Here is a 1,789-nt window from a genome sequence, read left to right as displayed (position 1 = left end):
TTTATTTTTTTATTTATTTTTTGAATCTATTCGTTTATAATGAACTCAAAGAAAACGTTTGCATAATTATTTCTAGGGGGAAATACCATGGCAGAACTTAAATTAGAAAATATTTATAAGATATATGATAATAACGTAACAGCTGTAACCGATTTTAATTTACACATTCAAGATAAAGAATTTATCGTATTTGTCGGTCCTTCTGGATGCGGAAAATCTACAACATTACGAATGGTAGCTGGACTCGAAGATATTTCAAAAGGCGAGTTTTCAATTGATGGTAAACTAATGAATGATGTTCCTCCAAAAGATCGAGATATCGCAATGGTCTTCCAAAACTACGCTCTTTATCCACATATGAGTGTATATGATAATATGGCATTCGGATTAAAACTTCGAAAAATACCAAAAGATGAAATCGATCGTCGTGTGAAAGATGCAGCAAAAATTTTAGGGCTTGAACAATATTTAGATAGAAAACCGAAAGCATTATCAGGTGGACAACGCCAACGTGTTGCGTTAGGTAGAGCAATCGTTCGAGATGCAAAAGTTTTCTTAATGGATGAACCATTATCAAACTTAGATGCTAAACTCCGTGTTGCAATGCGCTCAGAAATTTCTAAGCTACATCATCGCCTTGGAACAACAACAATTTATGTAACACATGACCAAACAGAAGCAATGACTATGGCTTCGCGTCTTGTCGTTATGAAGGATGGAAAGATTCAACAAATTGGAACTCCAAAAGAAGTATATGAAACACCAGAAAACATTTTCGTGGGTGGATTTATCGGGTCACCAGCGATGAACTTCTTTCGTGGTAAATTGACTGAAACCGATTTCGTTATAGACAATACCATAAAAATCAAAGTATCTGAAGGAAAAATGAAGATGCTACGTGAACAAGGCTATGTAAATAAGGAAATTGTTTTAGGTATTCGCCCGGAGGACATTCATGATGAACTACTATTTTTAGAAGCTTCACAATCTACTACTTTCACAACAAAAATTGAAGTTGCTGAATTGTTAGGTGCTGAATCTATTTTATATATGAAACTTGGAAATCAAGATTTTGCAGCACGTGTTGATGCACGACATATATTCTCACCTGGAGATCAAATTAAATTGGCATTTGATTTAAATAAAGCGCATTTCTTTGACAGCCAAACAGAACAACGTATTCGCTAAAAAAATTTCCTTCTATATAACATACAAAAAAACCGTCCACATATATTGAGGGCGGTTTTCATTATTATACTAGGGCTTCTACTGTATGAAATGATTGTCCTTTCGTGCTAATAATACCGAAAATCGGTAAATCACTAAGCACCACTTCTTCTTGCTGTTTCATAAAAGATGACGTTAATTGTTTTATCTCTATCCAAACGTCATTAATACAAAGTACATTGGAATCGTTCTCTTGTTGGCGAGAAAAAATAGAATCTATTTTATATAAACCACCATTTTGAAAAAGCATATCAATGCGACTGAATGCATTCAAAGTAATGCTAATAACGCGTTGCCAATCTCCTTGTTTTCCCATATCATAGGATACAAAAAGTGCCTCTCCGCCTAGATTCATAATTTCCTCCACTGTTGCTTGTCCACTCTCTTGATCAATGTCCGTCACAATAACTTTTGCGCCTTGTTTAGCCAACAAAAGAGCTGTATTACGTCCAATACCGATGCCACCGCCAGTTACGATAGCAACTTTTCCTGCAAGCTTCATTTTCATTACCCCTTCTATAAGTCTTACCGTCATTCAGTATACTCCTTTATAAGATTAATC

The 1,789-nt window shown here is 35.0% G+C and carries 2 protein-coding genes; one reads left to right on the top strand and one right to left on the bottom strand.

Annotated elements, in window-relative coordinates; all coding sequences use genetic code 11:
- Positions 1 to 87 precede the first annotated feature (87 nt).
- Positions 88 to 1,188 carry an ABC transporter ATP-binding protein gene (locus DN403_RS29510; RefSeq protein WP_000818934.1) on the top strand — a complete coding sequence of 367 codons (1,101 nt, stop codon included), beginning with the start codon at positions 88 to 90 and terminating at the stop codon, positions 1,186 to 1,188.
- Positions 1,189 to 1,252: 64 nt separating this feature from the next.
- Here DN403_RS29510 and DN403_RS29505 read toward each other — a convergent pair whose 3' ends face one another.
- A complete protein-coding gene (locus tag DN403_RS29505; protein WP_000218411.1) occupies positions 1,253 to 1,762 on the bottom strand; it encodes an SDR family NAD(P)-dependent oxidoreductase in 510 nt (169 codons plus the stop codon).
- Positions 1,763 to 1,789: the final 27 nt, after the last annotated feature.

The organism is Bacillus sp. AY2-1, assembly GCF_008368965.1.
Taxonomy (GTDB): domain Bacteria; phylum Bacillota; class Bacilli; order Bacillales; family Bacillaceae_G; genus Bacillus_A; species Bacillus_A thuringiensis_S.
The sequence above is the reverse complement of the archived record's forward strand: the minus strand, read 5'-3'. Positions and strand labels throughout refer to the sequence as shown.